The organism is Pseudoalteromonas sp. BZA4 (assembly GCF_040104395.1).
Taxonomy (GTDB): Bacteria; Pseudomonadota; Gammaproteobacteria; order Enterobacterales; family Alteromonadaceae; genus Pseudoalteromonas.
On sequence record NZ_JBECOT010000010.1, the window covers coordinates 92,424 to 114,348 of the forward strand.

General features: G+C 42.8%; 14 protein-coding genes. 5 read left to right on the plus strand and 9 right to left on the minus strand.

From position 1 onward, the window contains the following. Positions 1 to 63: 63 nt before the first annotated feature. The 3 genes from ABMY41_RS06565 to ABMY41_RS06575 all read right to left on the minus strand — a co-directional run bounded on the left by ABMY41_RS06565 (position 64) and on the right by ABMY41_RS06575 (position 4,615). Positions 64 to 2,607, minus strand: coding sequence for a TonB-dependent receptor (locus ABMY41_RS06565; protein WP_289097347.1), 2,544 nt, complete (start codon positions 2,605 to 2,607; stop codon positions 64 to 66). Between the two features lie 315 nt (positions 2,608 to 2,922). Beyond that, positions 2,923 to 3,573: a UPF0149 family protein gene (locus ABMY41_RS06570; protein WP_289097349.1), complete on the minus strand. Its 651-nt coding sequence runs from the start codon at positions 3,571 to 3,573 to the stop codon at positions 2,923 to 2,925. 82 nt (positions 3,574 to 3,655) lie between these two features. After that, positions 3,656 to 4,615, minus strand: coding sequence for an ATP-binding protein (locus ABMY41_RS06575; RefSeq protein WP_289097350.1), 960 nt, complete (start codon positions 4,613 to 4,615; stop codon positions 3,656 to 3,658). A gap of 95 nt (positions 4,616 to 4,710) precedes the next feature. Between ABMY41_RS06575 and ABMY41_RS06580 the strand changes: the two genes are divergently transcribed. Then, positions 4,711 to 6,018, plus strand: a complete 1,308-nt coding sequence (locus tag ABMY41_RS06580; RefSeq protein ID WP_349274370.1) for an HD domain-containing phosphohydrolase — start codon at positions 4,711 to 4,713, stop codon at positions 6,016 to 6,018. Positions 6,019 to 6,096: 78 nt separating this feature from the next. Then, the gene (hemH, locus tag ABMY41_RS06585) at positions 6,097 to 7,119 is read left to right on the plus strand and encodes a ferrochelatase (protein WP_054553442.1); all 1,023 of its coding nucleotides are present in this window, start codon (positions 6,097 to 6,099) and stop codon (positions 7,117 to 7,119) included. A gap of 60 nt (positions 7,120 to 7,179) precedes the next feature. Here hemH and ABMY41_RS06590 read toward each other — a convergent pair whose 3' ends face one another. Both ABMY41_RS06590 and ABMY41_RS06595 read right to left on the minus strand, forming a co-directional pair. Continuing rightward, the gene (locus ABMY41_RS06590) at positions 7,180 to 8,328 is read right to left on the minus strand and encodes a benzoate/H(+) symporter BenE family transporter (protein ID WP_175083103.1); all 1,149 of its coding nucleotides are present in this window, start codon (positions 8,326 to 8,328) and stop codon (positions 7,180 to 7,182) included. A 142-nt stretch (positions 8,329 to 8,470) separates the two neighbouring features. Continuing rightward, positions 8,471 to 9,418, minus strand: coding sequence for a RimK family alpha-L-glutamate ligase (locus ABMY41_RS06595; RefSeq protein WP_062564751.1), 948 nt, complete (start codon positions 9,416 to 9,418; stop codon positions 8,471 to 8,473). Between the two features lie 195 nt (positions 9,419 to 9,613). On the opposite strand from ABMY41_RS06595, the gene ABMY41_RS06600 reads away from it, so the two are divergent. Continuing rightward, positions 9,614 to 10,150 carry a hypothetical protein gene (locus ABMY41_RS06600; protein WP_274168506.1) on the plus strand — a complete coding sequence of 179 codons (537 nt, stop codon included), beginning with the start codon at positions 9,614 to 9,616 and terminating at the stop codon, positions 10,148 to 10,150. A 395-nt stretch (positions 10,151 to 10,545) separates the two neighbouring features. Here the strand turns inward: ABMY41_RS06600 and ABMY41_RS06605 are convergent, their stop codons facing one another. The 4 genes from ABMY41_RS06605 to ABMY41_RS06620 are packed head-to-tail and all read right to left on the minus strand — an operon-like array spanning position 10,546 to position 17,265. Beyond that, positions 10,546 to 11,739: an ectonucleotide pyrophosphatase/phosphodiesterase gene (locus ABMY41_RS06605; protein ID WP_349274371.1), complete on the minus strand. Its 1,194-nt coding sequence runs from the start codon at positions 11,737 to 11,739 to the stop codon at positions 10,546 to 10,548. Positions 11,740 to 11,751: 12 nt separating this feature from the next. Beyond that, complete coding sequence (locus ABMY41_RS06610) at positions 11,752 to 13,509, minus strand: hypothetical protein (RefSeq protein WP_349274372.1); 1,758 nt, start codon at positions 13,507 to 13,509, stop codon at positions 11,752 to 11,754. A gap of 17 nt (positions 13,510 to 13,526) precedes the next feature. Then, entirely contained in the window at positions 13,527 to 15,842 is a 2,316-nt protein-coding gene (locus tag ABMY41_RS06615) for a PEGA domain-containing protein (protein WP_349274373.1), read from the minus strand. A gap of 10 nt (positions 15,843 to 15,852) precedes the next feature. Then, entirely contained in the window at positions 15,853 to 17,265 is a 1,413-nt protein-coding gene (locus ABMY41_RS06620) for a glycerophosphodiester phosphodiesterase family protein (protein WP_349274374.1), read from the minus strand. A 218-nt stretch (positions 17,266 to 17,483) separates the two neighbouring features. Here ABMY41_RS06620 and dgt point away from each other — a divergent pair, with 218 nt between their 5' ends. Then, positions 17,484 to 18,941, plus strand: a complete 1,458-nt coding sequence (dgt, locus tag ABMY41_RS06625) for a dGTPase (protein WP_274168512.1) — start codon at positions 17,484 to 17,486, stop codon at positions 18,939 to 18,941. Positions 18,942 to 19,050: 109 nt separating this feature from the next. Next, on the plus strand, positions 19,051 to 21,447 hold the full coding sequence (locus ABMY41_RS06630; protein WP_349274375.1) for a hypothetical protein: 2,397 nt from the start codon (positions 19,051 to 19,053) through the stop codon (positions 21,445 to 21,447). Positions 21,448 to 21,925 lie beyond the last annotated feature (478 nt).

Here is a 21,925-nt window from a genome sequence, read left to right on the forward strand (position 1 = left end):
ACTACAATTAAGCAAAAAAATAGCGCCGTTAGGCGCTATTTAAGTTTCATATCAACTTAGGAATTAAAAACTAAAACTTAATTTTGCGTAGTAGGTCATACCATCAAAACCATAAGGTAGTGCTCGAACAGGGTATTTGAATGCTTTATTCGTAATAAAATCAAGCGCTTCATCTTCGCCTAGCTCGTCTGGCGTTACATCAAAGATATTATCAATACCCGCCGATAGCATGAGTTCGTCAGTTAGCTGATAGCCTACGTTAACATCCACTAATACCGCTGATTCTACCGTGCTTGTGTCTTTAAACTCACCGGTAGGTGATAACTCATCAGGCAAGCCAATGTGGTCATTACCAAAGTATTTAACGTCTGTTTCACCATAGTAGTTAAAGCGTAGCATGCTGTTGAAATCGCCACGATCGTATTCAAACGTTAGCGTTGCACGCTCACCAGGTTGACCATCTGTTAAGAAACTACGTTGTAAATCATCAAGGGCGATTGATTCAGGAATACCCTCAGGTGCATTTACATCATCAATTTCAGTTTCGTTAATGTTACCCGCAAAGGTTGCTGAGAAATTACCGTCGTACAAATCGGTGCGGTACGAAGCAATAATATCAACCCCTTTGGTGGTTGAATCAACTGAGTTTGAGAAGTAGTTAGCTTGCTGTGCCCCTGTTGCATTAAGCGCGGCCACGGCCTCGGCACTAAACGAAACATCGTCCGCCGACATTAAGCTGCCAAGGGTAATTCTGTCTTTAATAGCAACATGGTAAAAATCAACGGTTAGCGATAAATCGCTGGTTACGTTGTAAACAAAGCCTGCACTTAAGTTTTCTGAGCTTTCAAGGCCAAGGCTATCAACGCCAAGTGCTGACGGAAAATCAGAGCCCGCTGTTGCTGTGAATGATTGCAATAACACGCCACCAGCACCTAAGTTTGTGGTGTAGGCTGTATAGGCACTTTGTTGCAGTGATGGTGCTCTAAAGCCAGAAGAAATCGCACCACGCACGGCAAAGTCATCGGTAATTTCATAGCGCGTTGCGAGCTTACCAATGATGTCATCACCTGCATCAGAGAAGTCTTCATAACGAAGCGCTGTACTTACTTGCCATGCGTCCGTGATCAGCGTTTCGGCATTTACATAAAATGCATAGCTGTGACGGCTCTCTTTGTTTGACGCTTCAGGGCGCAAACCGTTATAAGCTTGGAAACCACACTCAGCAAATACGCTGCTGTCATTTACCGCAGGGTATGAGCTATCTGAGTTAGCTAAACCACACGCATAAGAGGCTTCTTCGCCCGGCACGATTTCATAGTTTTCTTTACGGTATTCAGCACCCACAGATACATATAATGGCTCGCTGCGACCAATATCAATAATACCATTAAGGTCTGCATTAACGGTTGTTTGATCAAATCTAAAACCACCTGAGTATCCGCCTGAAGGGCCCGCGTTAGCAGCAATATCAGCATCACTTGCATCTGGGTTATTCGCCATATATTCAGCAGCATACGACGCATTTAGAGTATTTTTTGAAGTGAAATCATAGCTATTTTCACCATATACGGCAGATACGTCATAGCTCCAATCTGGATTTAACTCTCCACGCAAACCTAGTGAAAACGAAATATCTTCGGCTTCGTTATCGATACGAGGTAAAAAGCCATCGCCATATACTTGCACAACGTTCTTCGCTGCTTGGTCAAAGTTACGGTAAAAACCATTACCTAGCGCAGTACGGTTTGAGTATCCGCCAAATGAGTAAAGCTCGGTCTCACCAAATGGTAATGCCATGTTATAAAACACAGAGGTAAATTCGCTATCAGCATTACCCTGTCCCCAACGAACTTCGTCAGACAGCGTACCTGCAGGTACATCAACTGAGCCACCAGTATCACGTTCTGCGCGGTTGGTGCCATCAGCATCACGGTATTCTAAAGAAAAGTTAATGAAGCCGCCTTCATCACCTAAATCAAAGCCACGGTTTAAACCCATTGAAATAGTGTCACCATCGCCTTCACCTGTGCTACCTGCTTGCACATAGCCCGTTGTAACACCCGTTGAATCGTTTAACGATAAGTTGATAACACCGGCTATCGCATCAGAACCATATTGCGCAGCAGCACCATCACGAAGTACTTCAACGCCTTTTAACGCAGTAAGCGGAATCGCGTTCATATCAGTACCCGCAGCACCGGCACCTACAGTACCATTTAAGCCAAAAATAGATTGGTTATGGCGGCGTTTACCATTGATAAGCACTAACGTTTGGTCTGGCTGTAAACCACGAAGAGTCGCAGGTCTAAATAAGTCAGAGCCATCTGACACTTGCGTACGAGAAAAGTTAAATGAAGGAGCCGTCGCTTGCAGACTTTGGCCCAGTTCAGTGAAACCACCTTTGTTTAAGTCGTCAGCATCAATCAAATCAACCGGCGATGTTGATTCGGTAGCCGTACGATTGGCAACCCGCGAGCCTAATACAGAGATTTGTTCGATGTTTTTATCTGCTTTTACAGCAGATGCTTGCTCTGCTGCCTGCACTGAAGTCGCAGAAACAGCCACACTAACCGCAACGGCCAGCATACTTAAAGAATGTGTTGTCATGTGTATCCTGTTGATATTCCGGCTTTCCTTAAAACAAAAAGACGCCCCTTTTGGAGAAATTAAGAAAAGCACTAAGCACGTGTTGTTGATTTTAGAAATCACGATTTTGAAAGCTAACTCAAGCCTGCGAATTAACTCTTGCAAAACATCCTATCAACAAATCAACAAAATGAAAGAAAAATCAGGTACGACTTAGGTATAAATATTTCTATTTGTAGTATTAATGGAATTTTTAAGGTTGGAATTATTCATTTTTCAGTAGAAACAAGCAAAATAATGCAACTATCAGCTTATCTCTACTGAGGAGGGAAATGTTTACTGATCTTGCTCAAGCATCGCCAGTTTTTCATCTTCAAGCATTAACGCCATAGTGGCAATCTCAGATAAGCTCTCGTCTAGCGCATTAAGGAAGGTGACAAACCCTTCGCCTAGTTTTTCTGGTTCAGGGTGATTTGCCAGCGCCTGATCCCACATTGCAAAAGTAGTAAGTAAATCGAGTGTTGCTTCAAAATTATCAATAAACAACTGGCCATCTTCGCTTTCGTTTTCTTGCTGCGAATCAGCCTTGAGTAAAAATTGTAAATCGCTGTGCCAAATATCTTGGTTCACGATATACGCCGCAATGTACCCGCTACAAAAATCTTGCAATGCTTGGCTTGGTTCATTGCTGTTAACTTCATTTGGGTATAATTCGGCTAAGATTTTCTTTTGTTCAACTTGTGCTTCGGTTACATTGTCGAGCAGTTCAATCATTGCATCGCGCGGCTCTGAATCTGTCATTAAGGTGTTGAATACCGCTTCATCATTATCGGCAATATAATTTGCTAACTCTGACTCACCAAAAAACTCTGAGCAGGCTAACAAACCAGACATATAGCCAATCACTTGATCCAAGCTGACTTGATTAGTTTCGCTTTGACTAGCGAGGTAATTTTTAAATACATCCGAACTTTGTTGGTTAAGCATATTGAGCCTTTACATGTTGTTTTGGTAAGGGTGTATTCCTACCCTAGCGAATTCACAAATTTTTGCAACAACTGAAATGCTGTCAGCTAGTTACAGTCTTCCTGACCTGACTTTGTACCGGGAACACGCAGCTAATACGTGTGCCCATTCCTTCTGTACTTTGAATATCAATGCACCCTTGATGTTCATGCACTATGGCATAGACCATAGTCATGCCCATGCCGGTGCCTTCACCAACAGGTTTAGTGGTGTAAAAGGGATCGTATATTTTCGCAATAGTTTCTTCTGACATACCGGCGCCATTGTCTTCAACATCGATATAAATATGCTGCTCAAGTTCATACACAGCAACGGATATTTCAGCTTTTGCGCTTAAATTATCACAAGCTTGTTTGGCATTAATTAAGATATTAACAATCACTTGGCTTATGGCGGGTAAGTTACACCAACTTTGTGATATCGGGCTGTATTGGGTATGCAAATGGCAATTACGAAGTTGATTAGCAAGTAGTTTAACGGCACTTTTTACCGCCTCCGTCATATCGGCAAATTGCTTGTCGTGACCTTTTGGCCGAGAAAAATCCAGTAAATTGGCAACAATTTTACTGATCCTTTGCAAGCCTTGTGAGGTGTCGCTGATTAGTTCAGGAAAGTCATCAGCCATAAAGCGAAACGAGTGCACTTTATTAAGCTCTGTTAACTGCTTACAAAACGTGGCTTTATCAGTATCGTTGCAGGCAAATTCATCACATACAGCAAGTAACTCGCTAAAGTAATTACAGTAATTTTTTAAACAATCGACATTACTAATGCTATAGGCAAGAGGGTTATTTATTTCATGGGCAACCCCAGCACAAAGAGTGCCTAAAGTGGCCATTTTTTCGGCTTGAATGAACATAGCTTGATGATGCTCTAAGTCAGCAATTTTTTGCTCAAGCTCACTGTTTAATGCCACTAGAATACGGCTTTTGTCTGCGAGCAATTGTTCAGCTTCTTCTCTGGCCGCTTTTTCTAACAAATAGGCTTGCTTAAAGTCATCCATATTCGTCTCAAACTCTGTTTGTCTCTCTTAAAACCTAGCACAAGGCTTGATTTAAGGCTATGTTATTGATTAACGATGACTCATAGTAAAACGGTATGGCAGAACAAGTTAGCAAGCAACATATTCAGGTTTTATGCATTGATGACGACGAAATCGTCTTGAGGACTCTTTTGCGCCTGTTATCAGCGAATAACATCACTGCAAAAGCCTGCTCAGATCCACTTGAAGGGCTAAAGGTTTTGGCTACTTATAGCTTTGATGTGATCATTTGCGACATGCGAATGCCAAACATGGATGGCGCCGACTTCTTTGCGCAAGCACTTAATATTGACCCAGAACCACACCGAATTTTGCTAACCGGTTACTCAGATATCGACAACACCATTGCTGCGGTCAATAAAGGTAAAATTCATGCTTATATTCAAAAACCTTGGCAGAACGAGTTGCTGCTGCGCAACATTAGTGATGGCATAGAAAAAACCTCATTAAAGCGCCAAAACAAGCAGTTAGAGCAAAAAATAAAAGCGCAAAACAGCCAGTTAAAAGAGCTCAACAACAACCTTGAGCAAATGGTAGAAAAGCGCACTCTACAAATTCGAAAAGTGCTCAAACAACTCGAAGAAGTCAACGAACGTGAAAAACACGAACACCGTGCCACGTTCGAAATTTTATATAACTTTATTAATGCCAACCCTTACCTGGATGGTATGCAAGCGCAAAACATCGCCGCTACCAGCAAGCAAATTGCAGAACAACTTGGCTTAGACAAACAACATATCGATATGGCTGAAATGGCAGGTTACCTTGCACAAATTGGCTTGCTCGCCATGGAGCCTGAGCTGTATAAAAAACCAACCAGGGAACTCACAGAAAATCAAAAAAAGATTTTTTACACCCACCCAAGTACCGCCCAGCTGATGCTCATGCCAGCGACCCATTTACATGATGTCTCTGAAGCTATTTATTACCAATTTGAACATTACAATGGCTCGGGCACGCCGAAGGGCTTAAAGGGCAAAGAAATACCAATTACGGCGATGATTTTAGCGGTAGCCCGCGATTTCTGGCAGGCAATTGCGCACATCACAGTGCAAGATAACAGCCGTTACGAAAGCGCACTTGATCAGCTACGGCTATACAGCGGCACTCACTATCACCCAAAAATTTTAGACGTATTAGATAGCATAAAAATAACCTGTGCGAGCGATCAAAAAGTCGGCACCATGAAAATTATCTCGGCTCAAGATCTTAAAAACGGCATGGTACTTGGGCACGCACTAAGAAGCTACGACGGTATTTTGTTATTACCTAAAGGGCATGTGTTTGGCGCAAAATCAATTGCAAAACTGCAGCAGCTTGAAGCAAGAAAACCGAATCCTTTCAGGATCATGATCAAAAATTAGCGAATAAAGTGATCACATAATCAGCTTACTTCGTTACAATGTGATTTATATTACGATTACTTCATATAGGAGCACTCAGTGTCGCGATTTTCCGCCATTACCGATAAGCCTCATGACGGCCGATTCAACAAAAAAACGGGCATTTTACTGACCAACTTAGGGAGCCCAGACGCCCCTACTACCGCGGCACTTAGAACTTATTTACGCGAGTTTTTATCGGACCCTCGCATTGTCGAGATCCCACGTTTTATTTGGATGATCATCCTTTATTGCTTTGTCCTTACGTTACGCCCAAAACGCTCAGCAGCACTTTATAAAAGCATCTGGACTGAAAACGGCTCACCGCTCACGCATATTACCCGAGAGCAAAGCAAAAAATTGGCAGCCCTTTTAAAAGACAAAGGACACCACGACACTGAAGTGGTCATGGCCATGCGCTACGGGAACCCTTCAATTGAAGCGGGCCTTGAAGAGCTGCGCGAAAAAGGCATCACTCGCGTGATTGTACTGCCAATGTACCCGCAATATTCAAGCACTACTATTGGCTCAACGTTTGATGCTGTATCGAATGTTCTTCGTAAGTGGCGCTGGGTGCCTGAGCTACACTTTATTAATGGCTATCACGACAACCCGACATACATTGATGCCCTAGCCGCTAGCATTAGCGAAGATCTAAATGCCCATGGCACGCCGCAAAAATTGGTGTTTTCGTACCACGGTACACCTAAACTGTTTTTAGAAAACGGCGACCCTTACTATTGCTTTTGTATGCAAACCACCCGTTTAGTAGCAGAGAAACTTGGCTTTGAGAAAGACTTTGCTGTAACAACTTTCCAAAGCCGTTTTGGTAAAGCTGAATGGTTGAAGCCATACACAGACGCAACCCTTGAAAGTTACCCTGCTGAAGGTATTAAAGACGTTGCAATTCTAAGCCCTGCATTTAGTGCCGACTGTTTAGAAACGTTAGAAGAACTCGAAGGCGAAAACCGCGAAAACTTTGAACACGCAGGCGGTGAAAAGTACCGCTACATTCCTGCATTGAATACCCGCGATGACCATATCAATGCGATGTTTGAAGTAATAAAACCATTACTTAAATAACGAAAGGCCCTAGCTATTATATACAGTAACTAGGGCCTTTTTTAATATTGAAGCGTGTCATTAATCTTTACGTGTCATAACCAAGGTCACCGTACCTGCAACAATACCCCAAAATGCAGAACCAACCGAGAACAAAGTTAGGTTAGACGCTGTAACTAAAAAGGTCACGATAGCAGCTTCGGTATAATAAGCCTCTGTTAAGGCTTGCTGTAAGCTGCTCGCAATGGTGGCAAATAGCGCAATACCTGCCAACGCCAAAATTAATGCCTGTGGCAAACTTGCTACCAAACCGACCAAGGTTGCCGCAAGGAGCGCCATAATAATGTAAAAAACACCACCAGCAATGCTTGCCCAATAACGTTTGCTTGGGTCTTTATCGGCCTCAGGGCTCATACAAATGGCAGCCGTTATAGCCGCCAGGTTAATGGCATAACCACCAAATGGTGCAATAAATACATTTAATAGTCCGGTTACATTTAGCGCTGCCGATACAGGGGCTTTGTATTGGTGCGCTTTTAAAACAGCAATACCCGGTAAGTTTTGCGACGTCATGGTCACAATAAATAGCGGCAACCCAACACTTATCATAGCGTTCAAGTCAAACTCAGGCGCAATATAAGCAAACTCGCTCATTTTCCACTGCCAGCTAGAGGTATCAATTTGCCCTGTTACACCTGCCATTAAAAATCCCGCCACAACCACAGCAAGCATAGCAAAGCGTGGGAAATAGCGCTTACCACATAAATAAACAGCCACCATTAAACCAATGACTAAAGGTAGCTCATTCATAAAGTTGAACACATCAATACCAAAATTCACCAGCACGCCTGCAAGCATGGCACAGGCCAGTTGGCTTGGAATTTTGTTCATCATTTTTTCGAACACGCCGGTAATACCAGACAAAAACACCAGCGCAGCAGAGAACATAAACGCGCCAACAGCTTGGTTTAAGCTATAACCTTGGGCACTTGAAATAAGGAGTGCCGCTCCGGTTGTTGACCACGCGATAAGAATGGGCACTTTGTAGTAATAAGACAACGCAATCGAGCTGACGCCCATCGCAAGACCCAGCATTAACACCCAGCTGGCAACTAAATCAGGTGTTCCACCTAACACCATAACAACCTGATAAATAAGCGCGATTGAACTTGTAAAGCCAATAATAACGGCCACTAACCCCGCGGTTGCTCGACTGATGAGCTGACTCATGTACACACACTCCTTGGCAATTAAAAATCTACCATATCCTATGATTTGCCAGATGGCACTGTACACTTTTGTAGTATTTTAAGATTTATTTACTATACAGATGACACAAAAAAGGCGTGTTATAAACACGCCTTTTGAAAGTTTAAACGGCCTCTAAACAAGGCTCTTCGACAACTTTTGGCTTATCAAAAATGCCTAAACGAATGCGAATGAAGTGTAAAATTTCTTTAGCGACATCAATACCCAACGCACCTTCTAAGCCTTCAAAGCCAGGGCTTGAGTTTGCTTCACAAATTTTAAAGTGCTGCTCATCAAACAATAAATCAATGCCAGCTACATCAAGGTTGAGTACGTTTGCAGTTTGGGTTGCAAGCCATTCTATTTCTGGCGTAATAGGAAATGACTTACCTGTACCACCAGCACTGACATTAGCTTTAAAGTTTTTACCCTGTGAGTTACGTTCCATACACGCAACAGCACGGCCGCCGATAGTAAGTACTCGCAAATCACGACCATGACTCGACTTAACAAACTGCTGTAAAATGATGTTTGCTTGTGGGTTTGCCGCTTCAATCAGCTGCATTAAGTCATCAAACTCTTCTTTTGATTTTGATAAGAACACGCCACTGCCCTGCGAGCCCGATAACGTTTTAATAACCACAGGAAAGCCAATTTGCTTTTCAACCAAATCAATATTCACCGGAAACTTAACCAACATGGTATTCGGCGTAGGTAAATTACATTCAGCAAGAATTTGCTGTGCAAACAGTTTGTCTTTCACTGTTTCGATTGATTGCGAGCTATTGACACAATAAACGCCTAAACGCTCAAGGTGGCGAATAATCGCCAGCGCAAAATAGGTTGTACTTGCACCCATGCGAGGAATAACAAAGTCTGGCAGCTCAACTGATTGACCATCAATCAAGATACTTTTACCGTCTTCACGGGTAATAGTTAGATCAAATTGATCAGGCGAGTAAACTTGTAAATCTATGCCCTCTTCTTTGGCAGCAGCAAGTAAACGTTCTACTTCATAGGTTTCTTGCTTTAACAAGCCTTGGCTATCTTTATAAATGATCCACCCGCGCATGGTCGGTACCTCTAGTCTTGGAGTTTCGGTGACAAAAAAACGCGGATTATGCTCAGCATTCAGAGCCGAGTAAAACAAATTAATTTTATCGACACGATAATAAAAAGCACTCCTTAGTGATTAACTATTGACCGAGTTGTTAACTTGAGGTAAAAACCAACAATAAGTTAACATAAAAACCCGTAAGAGAAACATGTGAACAGGACGCTTGCATTAATCTTCATTCTGCCACTTACAGCATTTGCACTGAATGAGTGGCATATTCAAAGTGATGGTTTTAAAACAAAACCAAGCACACAGCAGTTTGTTGCCTCTTACAAAGCTGAAGCCGACCAAATAGCCCCACAGACCATTGTGAACTTAACTGCGCCGCTTAATCAGCTATCTAATCATGCGCACGATTACCTATACAAACAAGGCCGTTTGCCTGACCAATTAGCAAACACCGCATTCAGCGAATTTGATTTAGACACCCTAAAAACCCTACAACCTGGCGATCACTTTATTTTAGTGATCGACGAATACCTTAGTTACACCGTAGAAATTAGTAATATCATCGAAGCCAGCAATGGCGATAGAAGTGTATTTGGCAAGGTCAATGATAAAACTAAAACAGGTCATCAAGCCGTGATGACCCTCACAGAAAACACCCTACAAGGCCAATTTGATGCCGGTAATCAAAGCTACAAATTTCAAAGCCATGGTGAGTACGGGTGGGTAACGAAGTTGTAGGTAACGAGGTACGAGTTGCTAGTTTCAAGGGGAAAGGGGAAAGGGGAAAGTTAGCGAGTTTCGAGATACGAGGAACGAGATGCGAGGGTAAAGTTACGAGTTTCGAGTCTGTAGCAGATTTTATATAGCGTTTGATTGATTGGTTTATCTTTCAAAATAAAAAGGTTTACATGGATTATGTTGGGTATCGCTCCGCTCGACCCAACCCTAAAAATGTGCAGTTCAAATGCAGAGAAAAGCACACGACCTAACCAACCCCACAGTTCGGCTGATATCTAATATCTGACCTCTAACGACTAAAAGCCAGCGATTTTACATCGCGTCCTAACGCCTAGAGCCCAAAACCTAGAGCCTAGCGCCTAACTCCTAGCGCCTTTCCCCTCACCAACTCACACCTACTCCTCAATCGCGGGCCATAAACTTGCGCCGTCGCTGTCGATTGAGCTTAAAACCTCAAGGCCTAGAATTTTGGCGATCAGTGGGTACACATCTAAATTACTTACTTCGTCTAAACGAAGGCCTTGTTTAAAGGCGGGGCCGGTGGCGATAAAGGTTGCAGCCATATCTTCGCTATAAGCGTAACCATGGGTGCCTAAATAGCCAGCCATTTTACTGTCGGTAAACACTCGAGGAGCGTCGGTTTGTAAAATAATATCGCCAACTCGCGGGCCTTTATCATAGTGATAACCACGCTTTTGCTGCTCGCTTAGCACGATATAGCGACCATCAGCGGCTTGAGCGAGCTTTTTACTGAATCCGCTGATGTCTGCTTTGCCATCTGGTTTTGCATAATATAAAACCCGAGGGCCGGTGTTTTGCACTATGAAGTTTTCGTCTTGCGGCAAGCTATCAATTTTAATGCTAAGGCTTGGATCTACAGAGGCCATACCGTGATCAGACACAATCACTAAGTTAATGTTTTCATCAAGCGCTCTTAAACGGTTCGATAAATCAGCCATTAAACTATCTAGCTTTTGCACTGCGTCATAAGTTTCTTTAGCGTCAGGGCCAAACTCGTGCCCCATGCTATCGACCAACGAAAAATAACTTATCACTAAACGTGGGCGCTGTGCTTTTGGCAAGCTCAACCACTGAATAATTTGATCAACACGCTTTTGATAATCACTGTGTTTTGAATAATGATAAAAGTAATCAGGCAGCATGCCGTTAAAGCGCGCATCTGATTCAGGCCAAAAATAGGTGGCGGCTTTTAAGCCTTGCATTTGTGCAAGGTTCCAAAGCGGAATGCCATTTACCCAAGTGCTGTCGTCTTTCCCTTTACCCATTTTGTAGCAGTCGTTACGCTCAGTATCACAAAAGCGGTTCTCGACAATACCATGATTAACAGGCAATAAGCCGGTAATAATCGACAAATGATTCGGGAAGGTTTTGGTCGGATAAACAGGGCGCATTTTGTTTGCTCTCACGCCCTGTTCACTGATTGCTTTTAAGTGCTTTGCATGGTGTTTTTCAATGTAATCCCAGCGAAATCCATCTATCGAAATAAGTACCACAGATTGCTCTTGCTCTGCTTTTACTAGTGAGCTGAACGCTAATAAACCCGCTAAAACTAATTGCCAAATACGCATGCGAAACCCTTTTTAGTTCAATTTGTTAATTTGCTCAGAAACTTTACCAAACTGTTTTGAAAATTTTGTGATCATGCTTTCAAGCTTTTTCACACTACGCTTTAAACGTGAGCCGTTTATTTGGCTATAAATAAAGCCCCAAACGCCTGTAACCACACTTAACACAATAAACACAGCAACAGGTAGGCCATCTAAGTGTTCAACCACTTGCGGGTAATTATTGAGTAAATCAATGCCGGCATCTGGTACAAGTGTATTAACTAATGGGTAAAAATCTTGGGCATCAAAGTACCACGCTAGCCCTACTGACGTAAGACCAAGCAATACCATACGGTTAAATCCATGCACCATACCAAAGTTTCTGACTGAAGAATTGTTGTACTTAATGTCTTTACTCACATTAACCGCATACTCACGGTAATACTCAGAGTAACGCTTGGTATCAACACTGCTGTAGGCGTAATACACCCAATCACCAATATCAACAGAACCCAGTAAATCTTCACCCGCTTTAAAAATAAACGGCTCACCCGATGCGGTTTCCAGCATGATTTCACCTTTTAAAGTGGTGCTACGATTACGATAAACCTCAACGCGCTCTTTTACATCGCTGCCAACATACATGCCACCGCGATAGGTGGTTGTGGTTTCTGTCGTGGTCACTGTTTGGCGGCTTTCATTTGCATGTGCGCTTTGCTCTTTTTCCAATACTTTGCCAAGCACTGCACAATGACTAATGGTGCCTTTTTCGTTACGTGCCCAAACATTTTTATGCTCATAAGCGTTTTCATATGCAAGGCTATACTCATCCATAATGGCATGCTCAAGCTGGGCAATACTGGTTGGTTTTGTTTTGTTTGGCTCTAACGCTTTTTGAATGCTAATGGCTTGCTCATCATCTTTTGCAAGTGATTGTTCTTTTTCAGCAATCGCTTCAACGTGTTGCTTAGCGCCACAGCAATAACAATGCGCAGCATCTTGGCTAATACGCTGCTGACACGAAATACAAATAACATCTGACTTACTTGGCGTTCTTGCCAGCATGTTATAACCCAGTTGATTTAGGGTAGTCGATAGCATCACATCTGTTGCTGCTAAAATCGCATCATACTTTGCTTCTTGTTTGGCTTTAGCTTTTTTATGGTAGTTGTGCTCTGCCATAAATACCCCTATTGCCACAGGCAATGACGCAAGTAGCGCAGGCAAAAACTCAAGCTTTGCAGCAAACAACATGATTAAGAATGTAATAACACTTAGCACCAGCCACAATATCGTTCCGCCAGTGTAGTTTCGGCTAATGGTTTTGTCCCAGCTGCGATATTGTTGATCGGCAAAATGCACAATCACAACAGGCATAAAGCGGTCATTTTTGACTACCCGCCTAGCATTGCCATCAGCAATGCGATAATTAAGCGTTAACGGTGTTTCCTGAAAAGCAGTGATCACATTACCCTTTTGTAGGTTAGCAATCACATCTTTTTCAGCATCAACACTAAACTCATGAATAATGCCGTCTTTGTCTTCAACTTCTAGCCACCAATAACCGTACAGCATATTGTCGTTATTGGTTTTATAGCGGCGCTTATAGTAATACGTCGACTTCACAACACCTGTGATCGTACTCGCTTGTGGCGCATAATTTTTCACATCAACCAGCAAGTCAGGGCTGAGTTCTTCAACCGTGTGCATTTGTCTTTTTTGCTCAAGAGCTTCTCCACAATCACAACAGTGAAGATCGGTGGCATACACCGTATTTTGGCAATGTTGCATTTTCATTCCTTGCTTAATTAATTGCTTAAATCAATGGTTAATATTTGTTCGCCAGCATCTACTTGGTGCCAACGTCGATACGTTTTATATCCAGGCGCCGACACTTGAATATCATAAGCGCCAGTTTTTAATGTCATGCCGGGGCGGTATTTAGGGCCTATATTCATAATGCGAATAGTGGCGTTCGCTGGGTTTGTAGTAATGGTAAGTTTGGTTTTTTGCTCAACCAGATATTGTCTACGCTGTTGCTGCTCAGCACTTAAGTTGGCATCGCCGTGACGCAAAATATCTACCTTGGCTAAAGCATGGCTCAGCGGGCTAAAGCTCTCGTAAATATGCAGTTTTTCTTCAAACTTTAAACCAAGCGGATGCAGCAGAGGCTGCGCATGCAAAGTCCACCGAATCGCATAGCTAAACACCGGATTGCTCGACTCATCGACCTTGTCTAAAAAGTAGTTAACAGGGCTTTGGTCATCCTTGGTAAAGGTGTTATGCACAAACATTACTGGCACTATCAAAATCAGCGCAGGCATAATCAGCTTTTGCAAAACAGATACAGCAGTGGTTGGTTGCTTTTCTTGTTTAGGTTTAATCAATTGCCACAGTTTTAACGGCAGCTTGCTAAAGGTTAAGCAAATCAAAAACAGTGACAACGACATCGAGATAGGCGGAATAATCACTGAACGCAATGCTTGTTTACCGTACTCGGCATACTCGCCACCATCAGCAAATTTACCTTCGGAGCTATTGAGCATGGCAAGGTATTTGTCAGTGCGTTTTGCAATGTTTGGATCAAGCACCTTGTCTTTAAAGTTCTTTTTATTCCAATCGGCGCGAATGTTTTTTACGTATAAGTCACCCATTCTATCTGCAATTTTTGCTTGAATTTGTGGGTGTAGCTGAAACGCAACCCAGCTTAAGTTTGGCTTTAAACTCATGCCGCGTTTACGCATTTCGCTTTGCCATTGTGCATTAGCTTCACTTGTAACCTTATTGGCTACAGCATTAGCAAATGCTTGGCGTTGATTCACATTCCAGTTGCTTTCAAGCTGTAACCCTTTGCTGGCAAAATGCCCTCTAAGCTTCTTTTGTGTTGTTTCGTGAGCACGAAACGCCATTAAGTTTTCAATCGTAAATGGGTAGCCCGTTTCACTCACAAACATCTTATGAAAGTTCGGGTGCTGTAAAAAACGCAGCTGGTAATGATCTGGGTCATCGGTGTATTTGTAGCGCTTATCTTTAAAGCCGCCATCACCACCGGTTGCTAAACTAGCAGCTTGTAGTGCGGTATAAACACCACCAGTAAGCACACCCATTAAAATAGTGCCTGCGGCATTTTCAGCAACCGAAACATCTTCTTCAATAAGCCAGTAGTCAGGCTCAATGTAGCCAATACCCGCTTTTAAAATATTGCTTCGGTAGTCTGCCGCTTCACGTTCATAACAGCGATTTCGACGGTCTTTTTCACTGCTTTTGTCATAACGTTCACGGCATTTTGCAATGCTGTGGTGGTAATCATAAATCTTCGGGCCATACTTTTGTGCACGTGCTGACGCTTTTGCGATATGGGCTTTTTGCGCTTGTTGGTATTTGCTCCAGCCACTATTGATCTCTTGTTCAACTTGCTGCCAATAACCCTGCTCGCGCTCGCCTATACTTGCCAAAGTGCTGTTGTACTTTTTACTACCATCAGCATAGGCTTTGTATTTAACCACCAGCTCATCATATAACTGGCTGTAGTTTTTATAATGTTTATCAAAATCTTGATACGCTTTTTTCTGTACAAACGCAGCAATAATCTTACGCTTATCTTGCTCTAGGTTGTCTGAAAGCGCGGCATCGCTATACAGTAAGCCACCAAACAGCGCCAAAAAGGTCAGGTTTTCTGAGCTATGTAATTGCTCAGGGTTGTAATCAAGGTCATTCACTTTAATCGAGTTAATCGCCAGTGCATCTCTAAGTGCTGCACTGTAGGTAGCAAACTGGCGCTGCTCTGCGGTTGAAGGCTCAATTAAGGTTTTTTCAATGGCATATTTTTGGCCAAAAAACACCACCGGCCAAACTAAACACAATAAAGCGATAAACGAGATAATCCCACGGCCTACTTTGGCAACCATGGCTTTAGGTAAAAAGTCAGCTAACAGCAGTGCCACACCTACTCCAGACACTGCTCGGCCATAAATTTCAAGGTGTTCAAGGTCTTCTGCCGAAGGGGTACCTAACCCTACTAATGACACTAACTGGGCATTAAAAATTGCCTCGGGTAATAAATATAAAGTAGCTAAAACAAGTAGCAAACAGCGCCACCAAAACGGCTTTATTAAATCAGTCATAATTTTATTCTTATTGTTTTTTACGCAGTTCTAGTTCAACAGCAGGATCTGTTTCTAGGCTAAAATCTTCATCGGCTTGGCGAGTCCCAATTTCTAAATTAGGTGCTGAAGGAGTCGATGTTACTTTTGGAATATAAGTTTGTGCTTGAGTTGATTTAAGCGTGCCGCCCACCGCTGGGTAAAGCTGATTCCCTTTATAAGCATACAGCTCATCAAGGCGCTCTAAATCAAGGTCAGCAGGCATGCTGGCAATCAACTTAGCGTCTGCTTCATCGCTAAAATACGGCTGCATTTTTGGTAATTCAAACACAGAACAAAAGCCATAAACGGTATCGTCCATAATTACAGAATCAGGGCGAAGAGAACGTGACTGCGCTAATAGGCTGCGCTCATGATAGTCGTGGCCGTTAATAGAATAAGTGGCAATCATAATACCGCGCGCTTTAGCAACTGGCTTTAAGCGTGCTGCACTTTGCTTGTAATGACGAATATCAAGTACATAACCAAAGTTACGTTTTAGCTGTTTTGCTAATTTATCGAGCTTAACTGGGCTGTCGTAACGTTTTTCACGATGATAGCGATTACCAAGAGCTTGTAAGCTCTCAAGCTCTTCTTTATTGCGCTCGTAAATTGGGTCGCTACCAGCGCCGCGTTTTAGGTCACTTGCTAACTTATTCATTGAGGCTTTTGCAGGCGACTGAATTAATGCCAAGTAAATATCTGGGTTAATATCGCGCATACGGGTCAGGTTGCGCATTTCTAAACTGCTGAAAAAGTAGTTACCACCACCAACAAATTCATATGCTAAATAATCCAGCATTTTTAAATCGTTAACTGAGGCCTTTGATTTTATCTCAATATTCAATTTTTGATGGGGTTTGCGATAGCGCGCAAATGTGGCAGCAAGCTCTCTAAATGAAGGTGGCATATCATCGGTAAGTAACCCGGTATCTTGGTTACGATGACGTAAATAGCCCCACTCTTTTTTATAGCTCATCGACTCAATTTTGCGGCGCTTATTGTCAACTGTGCCTGTTTCGCGACCTGTACGGGCATCATGATGCACAACCCACACATCGTCACGGGTAATTCGCACATCAATCTCAACAACGTCAAAATTGTTGTCGATGGCATCAATTACCGCGTTAAGCGAGTTTTCTGCATAACGAATTGAGCCACGGTGGCTCTGCAAATTAAAGTTACTGCATTGCCTAGCAGAGGCGTAGTTGATATTACCAAGTTGGCTTTCATAAAAACCTCGTGCATACAGTGCACCCTGCTTGGCCTTAATGGCATTTTTTTCGGCCACCGTTAAGGTGCTTTCAGCGCTTGGCTCTGGGGTGCTCTTACAAGCCGTTAAACCAATACAACACAGGAAAATACTGGCTAGGAGCCATGGTTTTTGAGACAGAGTTTGCATCATTGCTTTATAGCCAAAAGGCTTTCCTTTCTAATACAAGATAATGAAGAAGTGCGTAAAACTGAATAATATATGAATAAAGGCCACGATTTAAAGTAATAACTTTAATAAAAATGAATATTTTAATTTAAGATACAAGCTGTTAGATTTAATTTAATAAATGGCAAAATGTTGCTAACAAAACGCAAAAGCCCGATTTTACCGCTTTGTGGGAATATAAAATGATCGATTTTGGTAAAAAAATAACGCCTGCGCGCGAAATGCGCTCTACCAATAATTTACACACTGCGCTTGAAAGTGATCGGGGCCGCATTATTAACAGTGCAGCAATTCGCCGTTTGCAGCAAAAAACCCAAGTTTTTCCACTCGAACGTAATGCTGCAGTGCGCTCAAGGCTTACCCATTCGCTTGAAGTACAACAAGTGGGCCGGTTTATTGTGCAAACCATTTTTAATAAGCTCAGTGATGCAAAACAAAAAGAATATGGCTTAGCTGGGCTTGAGCGCCCGCTAGAAAGCCTAGTAGAAATGGCGTGCCTAATGCACGACATCGGCAACCCGCCGTTTGGTCACTTTGGCGAAGCAGCCATCAACCAATGGTTTGATAAACACTTAGACGCACTGACTCCTGAGCGCTGTAAAGGCATTGGTATTAGTGTGATCTTTAAACACCTAGCCCAAGATATAAAAAGTTTTGAAGGGAATGCCCAAGGTATTCGCATAATTCATTCATTGTTATCACTAAACTTAACCTACAGCCAAAGTGCCGGAATTTTAAAATATACCCGCCCGGCCAGCATGGCGAAAATAGACAGCCCGCAAGATAAAAACTACTTGATGAAAAAAGTGGGTTACTACTTCAGCGAAAAGCCGTTTATTGAAGCGCTGCAAACAGAACTCGAAATTGAGCAATACTGCCGCCATCCGGCCAGCTACATTATGGAGGCCGCCGACGATATATCGTATTGTTTGGCCGATATAGAAGATGCGGTAGAAAAAGGCATTATTAGTGTTGAGTCGCTTTGCGAAAAGCTAAAAGAGCAATACACCCGCACACTCACAAACCTAACTATAGACGATACCAAACACAGCGACTTTGCCGAAAAAGCCATTGATTATGCGTTAAGTAAAGCACAAGAGCAGCCGTACAATTTTAACAGCGAATTTTTTATCTACCTGCGTGTGACCTTGCTACACCCATTAGTAAGCTACGCAGCAGAGCGGTTTATTAATAATATTGAAGCCATTTACCACGGTGATTTTAATCAGGCTTTACTAGAAGATCGCAGTCACCTGCACGCAGTTACGCTCACCTTAAAACAAGTGGCATTAAAGCATGTATTTTGCCACAAAGAAGTAGAGCGATTAGAGCTACAGGGTTACCGTATAATTAGCGGTTTACTTGACTGCTATAAACCTTTACTTGTCCTTGATGCTGATGCGTTTAAGCGCGTGTTAAAAGGCGACCAAAACTACTTAATTGAAACTCGTCTGGTTAAAAAACTATCTAATAAACATTTAAATAGCTACCAAAAAGCCATTGATGCCCTAAAAGCAGAACCGGATCATTTTGCCGCCTACGAATTTTATTATCGCTGCCGCTTAATTCAAGATTACATAAGCGGAATGACCGACCAATTTGCTTACGACGAATACCGTGCGCTCATGGTAATTGATTAACCACTACGAATACGCTTAATTTGTTAACCAAATGTGGATAAATTACTCGTCTCAGCTTAGAATTAATTAACTGTTAGGTCATCGACTAAACCTTACTGGTCCGGAACTTATGCCAATTATAAAAACAACTTTTCTCTTATTACTCCTAAGCTTAAGCTTTACGAGTAAAGCGCAGTACAACGAAGCCATGTGTATTTTGTTAAAACAGCAAATGCATGAGTACCGCTTTAACACCAGCAATAAAAACTATCGCTCAGCTGCCAGAAACTATGAGAAAAACTGCAAAAATCCAACGCCAGTAAACAATGCAGCTGCTTTCGAAAAACTAGAACAACAAACCAAAGAAACAGCCCCAGTTAATTCAACTGCAGCGGCTAACCCTAGGGTGCACTCAGGCGCTATTCAAGCTGAACCTGAAGAAACTACTGCACCTATTGCAGAGCAGACCGTTGAACCTATCGAACAGCAAATGCCAGCAATTGAGCCAGAAGTTCAAGAACCAGAGCCTGTCGAACAAACAAATGCCTCTGCAGAACAAACCGAAATACCAGCAAAAGTTGACCGTATTACGATTTCTGATGCTCCTGAAGAACCTGTAGTAGAATCAACTACTAGACCTGCTATTCAAGAGCAAGCCGCTGAAGTTAAAACCCAAAGTGCTGAGACTGCAACTGCTAAAAAACCAGCTGAACCTGAAGTAAAAGCAGAACCGGCACCAAAACCTGCGCCAACACCTGCACCTATGCCAGAACCTATTCCTGCAAACAGCGATAGCTCTTCAAGCTCATTACTCATGCCAAGCTTAATTGTGTTGTTGGTATTACTTGTTGCAGGTTTAGTGATTGTGCGTATTCGTCAAAGCAAAAAAGCTGACGCCGATTCAGAACTTGAACAAAGCCTAATGCAAGCTAAAGCCCTTAAAGCAGCTGCAGAAGCACAAGCAGCAGTTGAAAAAGAAGCTGAGGAACTCAAAGAAGCAACAGCCGCAGTGCTGGCCGAAGAACAAGAGCACCCTCATGAAGACAGCTACCCGCTTGCCAACGATACATTTACAGCAACCGAAACTGACAATAATGACGAGCTTTCTGAGCTTATGCACTTTAGTGCTCAGCGTGATAAAGAAGAACAAGAGTCTGAAACTTCACTTCAGCAACCACCAGCAGAAGACTTTGCTGATGCCCATCAATTCGAAGATCTTGAACTTGGTTACGACGAGAAAAACGAAAATGACGCTGATGACGACTTTTTGGATGAACAGCGCGGCCTAGAGCAAGAGTTAAAATTAGCAAGCCTAGAAGATTCATCATATAGCCTCAACGAGGAAGCTGAGCCGCAAGCTGATGACGTTCAGCAAGACGAGCCTGAAACACAGCCTGAATTAGAAGAACCGAGTTATACCGCTTCGTCATCATTTGGCTTTGACGAGTACACAACCAAAGAGCCTATTGAAGATGAGCCTCTTACACCTGAGCCATTTGCAGATACTGATAACAATGAACCAGAGAAGCCAGAATTAGAAGAGCCAAACTTTACGAGTTCGTCATCGTTTGGCTTTGATGAATACTCAACTAAAGAGCCTATTGCCGACGATGAACCCGTGTTAGCCGAGATAGAAGAACTCGAAAAGCCCGAAATCGATGAGCTTGAAAAACCAGAAATTGAAGAACCAAGCTTTACGAGTTCGTCATCGTTTGGTTTTGATGAATACGCAACTAAAGAACCGATTGCCGACGATGAGCCAGTATTAGCTGAGATTGAAGAACTCGAAAAGCCGGAAATCGATGAACTTGATAAACCAGAAATTGAAGAGCCAAGCTTTACGAGTTCGTCATCGTTTGGCTTTGATGAATACTCAACTAAAGAGCCTATCGCTGACGATGAACCAGTATTAGCGGATATAGAAGAGAGCCAAAAGCCGGAAATCGATGAGCTTGAAAAACCAGAAATTGAAGAGCCAAGCTTTACGAGTTCATCATCATTTGGTTTTGATGAATACTCAACTAAAGAACCGATTGCCGACGATGAACCGTCTAAAGATGAAGTGCCTGAATATGACTTATCCTCACTGATGGGGGATGATTTATCGTTTGCCGATCATTTTAATGAAGATGAGCACACCGTCACTGCGCCAAACCCAGCAGAAGAACACGACGACATTAACGATGATGATTTAGCTAAAGCCTTACAAGCACTTGAACAAGAACTACAAGATGAACCAGCTTCCGTTAACGTAGAAGAGCCATCACAGCCAGCGCTAGAAACTGTTGATTTGTCTGACGAACTGAGAAACGACGATAAGCTTGAAGAGATTGATAGCGACTCTGATAAAGAGTCTGAGCAACAAGATGATAAGCCGTATAACCCATTTGCGAACTTATCGCTTGATCCAACCTGGGACCCAAATTCAGACGAAAGGCCTGTGATAGAAAGCAAAAACAAACAGCCAAAATCACAAGCCTTGATTGACGCAGAAGAGCGCGCCAAACAGTTTAAAACGGATGAGTGATTAAGTTACAAGAAACGAGTTTCGAGGGGAAAGGTACGAGGTGCGAGATTCGAGGTGCGAGGTGCGATTTTACATCGCGTCCTAACGCCTAGCGCCCAAAACCTAGAGCCTAGCCCCTAATGTCTTCACCGTAGGCGTGAAACTTGTTTCGCGCGTCTGAATGAAAAGGTTTACATGGATTATGCTGGGTATCGCTCCGCTCAACCCAACCTACCCTAAAAATGAGCAGTTCAAGTGCAGAGAAGAACGCACGACCTAACCAACCCCACAGTTCGACTGATATCTAACATCTGACCTCTAACGACTAAAGCAGCGATTTTACATCGCGACCTAGCGCCTAGCGCCTAGTTCCTAGTACTTCATCACACAAGTTCTGACTAGTTGAGGGCACCATAGGCCCTCTGAAGTTTTTCACGAGCTAATTCAACATTAAACATCCAGTTTATACTTGTTCTTTCTTTATTCCTGCTCCATTCCC